The sequence below is a fragment of the Deltaproteobacteria bacterium genome (assembly GCA_019308995.1).
Lineage (GTDB): Bacteria > Desulfobacterota > Desulfarculia > Adiutricales > JAFDHD01 > JAFDHD01.
In genome coordinates this window covers 1-4,529 of the sequence record JAFDHD010000178.1, presented here as the reverse complement: position 1 = coordinate 4,529, position 4,529 = coordinate 1, and the positions used below count along the sequence as shown (strand labels likewise).

Sequence of the window (4,529 nt, the reverse complement as noted above, 5' to 3'; positions counted from 1 at the left end):
GAGCGACGGGTGGCTCCGACGGAAAGGGATACTTGAACACGATTCCTTTAAAAACAGATACTTACTAAATTACACAAAAAGTTTGGAGTAGACAAACCATCATAGGAGGAGGAGCTAAAAATGGACTATAAACTAACCCCGGAAGACGAGGAATTCCGCAAGGAATTCAGAGCCTGGCTGGAAAAAACTTTTCCCAAAGATGAACCGCCTCCAAAGACAGACACGATTGAGGAGAGGGCCGTGGCCTATCGAAGTTTCCAGAAAAAGCTTTATGACGCCGGGTACGCTGGCATCCGGTATGATAAGGAATATGGGGGACGGGGCGGAACGGTGATGGAGGAGATCATCGTCGCGGAAGAGCTGTCACCCTATGCCGAGACCCATGGATACGGCACCAACGCCATCGGCTTTGGCATGGGTGGCCCTACAATCAACGCCCAGGGAACCGATGAGCAGAAGAAGGAGTTTCTGCCCAAGCTCCTGGATGGGACGCACATCTGGTGCCAGGGTTTCAGTGAGCCCAACTCAGGCTCTGATCTGGCCAGTGTTTCGACCCGGGCCGTGAAGAAAGGCGACCATTATGTGGTCAATGGACAGAAGATCTGGACGTCCATAGCCCACATCTCTGATTATTGCATGCTCCTGGTGCGCACCAATCCTGACGTTCCCAAACACAGAGGACTCAGCTACCTGCTCATGGATATGGAGCTCCCCGGTGTGGATGTCAGGCGCGTCAAGCAGCTCACCGATGAAAGTGAATACTGCGAAGTATTTTTAGACGACGTAAAAATCCCCGTGAATATGCTGGTGGGTGAGGAAGACAAGGGCTGGGGCATTGCCCTTACCACCCTGATGTTCGAGCGTGTCATGGGTGATTTAAACGTGGCCAACTCATTCATGCGGGAATTTAATCGGATGGTCAAGATGGCCAAAGATATGAAGCGCGGTGGAAAACCGGTGCTTGAAGATTCCATGATCAGACAGAAGCTGGCCCAGGCTTATATCGAGCTCATGGTTCTTAAATATAATGGATTCAGAAGCCTCAGTGAAGTGATCAAAGACGGGGTTCCCGGTCCCCAGGGCTCTATTGGTAAGATCATCTGGAGTGAGCTTCATCAGAGAATGAGCGAGCTGGCCATGGATATTGAAGGGCCATACAATCAATTGATAAAGGATTCTGCCTTAACCGTGGATGACGGCTTCTGGCAGTACACCTTCTTGCGAGCCAAGGGGAATACCATTGAAGCCGGGAGCGCTGAAATTTTGAGGAATATCGTTGGTGAGCGCGTCCTGGGTCTGCCCAAGGATATGGCGCGAGCGATTTTAAAGGATAAGGAAAGGAGTTAAACCCATGGATATAAGTTTCAACGAAGATCAAATCGAAATCAGAAACCAGGCGCGCCGGTTTCTTGAGAACGAATGCCCCATCGAGTATGTCCGTGACATGTTCGAAGATGAACAAGGATTCACGGACGAAATATGGGGCAAAATGGCCGAAATGGGCTGGATGGGGATGCACATCCCCGAGGAATATGACGGGATCGGCCTGGGCCTTACCGACCTCTGCATCGTACTGGAAGAAATGGGGCGGGCCCTAACGCCTGGCCCTTATTTTTCAACGGTTATGCTGGCGGCTGAAGCCATAATCGAGGCGGGGAACGAATCACAGAAGAAGGCTTATCTCCCTAAAATCTCCATGGGTGAAACGCGAGGGACCCTGGCCCTTAGCGAGCCTGACAGCGGTCCGGAGCCGGGATATATACAGATGGAGGCGCGCTCAGAAGGGGACGGCTTTGTCCTTAATGGCGCCAAGCTCTTTGTGCCCGACGCCCATACCTCAGACTTCATGGTGTGCGCGGCCCGCACCGAGCCTGGTGACGATCCGGCTCAAGGGATCACTCTTTTCCTGGTTGACACCAAGGCCGACGGTCTCTCCATCACTCCCTTGAAGACCATGGATCGGACGCGGAAGCAGTGTGAGGTCAAATTTGACGGTGTTTGTATTTCTATAGACGAAGTCCTCGGGGAGGTTCATAAAGGTTGGGGCGCCCTCTTTCGAATGCTCCAGCGGGCCCAGATAGGCCTGGGCGCGGATAGTGTCGGCGGCGCTCAAAAGGCCATGGAGATCGCGGTGGAGTATGCCAAGATCCGGCATCAGTTCAATCAACCTATTGGGGCTTTCCAGGCTATTAAACATAATTGTGCGAATATGTTGGTTGATGTTGAGAGCGCGCGGTCCCTCCTTTATTATACCGTCTGGGCTCAGGAAGAGGAGGACTCCGGCCCGGCCGCCCTCGCGGCCTCAGCCTTAAAATCCTTTGCCACGGACGCCTACCGGAACGTCGCCACCTCGGGCGTTCAGGTCATGGGAGGCATCGGCTGCACCTGGGAGCATGATATGCACTTCTACCTGAAGCGGGCCAAGTTCAATCAGGTCGCCCTTGGCGATTCTGCTTTCCACAGGGAAGAAGTGACGCGGCTTCTGGGAATCTGAAGGCACAAGACCTTGGAGGGTTCGCCCTCCAAGGTCTTGTCCAGATAAGAGAGAAAAGTAAAATCAACAAGTATCAAACATTCGGCCTACTCCGGTCTATTTGACTCCTCGCTAAAATCCTCACTCCAAAAATCATTTTAAAAAATATCCTGAGCCGCCTTTTCGAGCTCGGCCCGAAAATCGGGATGAGCCACCCGTATCAGCTCTCTAGTCCGCTCGCGGTGAGTCTTGCCTAGAAGCTCAGCCACCCCATATTCCGTAACCACCATATCGGCATAGACCCTGGGAATGGACACCAGCGAGCCTTGATCCAGATAAGGGACGATGTTCGAAACCGCCCCGTCAGCCCAGGTGGACCTGAGTAATGTGACGGCCCGGCCGCCTGGGGCGAAGAATGCGCCGATGTGAAACTCGATCTGCCCGCCCGGTCCGTTTATCAACCTGGGGCCGAACTGGCTTTCACAGGTAATCTGGCCGGTAAGATCCATCTGGATGGCATTGTTAATGGAGACCATGTTTTGGTTCCTGGCAACGTTGGCGATATTGACGACATAGTCTGAGCTGTACTGCTCTATGAGGGGATTATCGTCGGCCCAGAGGATCTCCTCGCGGCGCATACCGGACAGGGCGGCAAAGACGGCCTTGCCAGGGTGCACCGTGGCGTACTTTCCGGTGGCGATGCCGCGTTTAACCAGAAAACCCATGCCTGGACAGGCCATCTCGCTAAAGATGCTCAGATCATTAAGGTTGTCATAGAGCCCTAACTCAATCATGAACTTGGATGGTGAGCCTATGCCCATCTGGATCGTGTCTCGATCGCGTAAGATCGTCTTCAAATGCTCGACAATGCCCCTGGAAGCGTCATCAGGCTCATCCAGGCCGAGGAGAACCTCAATCCTGTTCTGTTCAATGTCATCAATTGCTTCGACAAAATGCCGCAGCGATCTGGGATTCGCCAGGGTTATCGTCTTGCGCGCCTGATCCTGCTTTTCCAAAGAGACGCAATTGACCAGCAGTTCAATCTCTTCCTCTACCAGCGGAGGCGCCGTGGAATCAACCAGGTAGTCAACCTCTGAAACATGGAGAAAAGTATCGCCGCGCGACCTGATCAGGTTCTCGTCCATTTCGGCAATAATCGTCTTGGCGTGATCGGCATATTTTCGTCTCTCCCACACCGCTTCACCAAAACTCAAAAACCCGTTTTCATCCGGCGGTGAAACATTAAATAAGGCCACGTCAATATCCCGCTCCGCCTGCCGATTGTCACGATAGAGTTTGAACCAGGTTCCGTTAGTATAAGGCAGGAAGGAAACATGACCCTCATCGTGCGCTAATCGGCTGGTTGGCCCTAAAAATATGCGGACAATCACCTTGAAGGACTCCTCCATTCCCGGCGAAAGCCAACCGGGATCGAAAAGAGGCGCCTGAACCTCGATATGAACGTCACGCAGCTCCTCATGCCGGGCCGCAATAGCCTGTGCCACGTTTCCCAAATAAACACTCGGAATGAAGATGTTATCTCCTGACTTGATTACCTGGGCCGCCTCCTCTGTCGAGACAAGCTTGCGCCGATACTCCTCCTGCCAGTTTTCTAGTTTACGCCTTTTTTGTTCCATACTGGACCTCCATTTTTTCAAATAAAGATCGGTCTGATTGGCGTCACTTCAGCATCAGAGACCTTTGTAAATCAATCGGATCCCGTCTAGCCGAAATGAGAACCGGCTCGATCTGAGATTTCCCTGTCTCTCCATCGTAAATTTCAGTTCTGAAAATCTTTTGCTGATGTTTGAGGTACTCGGTCTTGGTCATTTTCGGTTTATATCCTGCCAAGATGGTACTGGCTTTTTCAGCGTGTCCGTAAAGAAGATCAATGGCCGTCATGGCCAAAAGCTTGGCCGGGACCACGTAAGCCAGCTCCTTATCAGAAATTTGAAAGTCAGCGCCGTGATTCCGGCCGCTAGCGCCGCCAACCATGGGGTGAAGGGCTGGCATCAGGTGAGCGATGTCCCCCATGTCCGTGGAGCCGGTCCCATGC

The 4,529-nt window shown here is 52.7% G+C and carries 4 protein-coding genes; 2 read left to right on the top strand and 2 right to left on the bottom strand.

What is annotated here, in order from left to right; all coding sequences use genetic code 11:
• Positions 1-120: 120 nt before the first annotated feature.
• Complete coding sequence (locus JRI95_16470; GenBank protein ID MBW2063138.1) at positions 121-1,347, top strand: acyl-CoA dehydrogenase family protein; 1,227 nt, start codon at positions 121-123, stop codon at positions 1,345-1,347.
• Between the two features lie 4 nt (positions 1,348-1,351).
• Positions 1,352-2,494, top strand: coding sequence for an acyl-CoA/acyl-ACP dehydrogenase (locus JRI95_16465; GenBank protein ID MBW2063137.1), 1,143 nt, complete (start codon positions 1,352-1,354; stop codon positions 2,492-2,494).
• A 137-nt stretch (positions 2,495-2,631) separates the two neighbouring features.
• Here the strand turns inward: JRI95_16465 and JRI95_16460 are convergent, their stop codons facing one another.
• Positions 2,632-4,110, bottom strand: a complete 1,479-nt coding sequence (locus JRI95_16460) for a hypothetical protein (GenBank protein MBW2063136.1) — start codon at positions 4,108-4,110, stop codon at positions 2,632-2,634.
• Between the two features lie 43 nt (positions 4,111-4,153).
• A partial coding sequence (locus tag JRI95_16455; protein ID MBW2063135.1) for a hypothetical protein occupies positions 4,154-4,529 on the bottom strand: 376 nt, incomplete at its 5' end.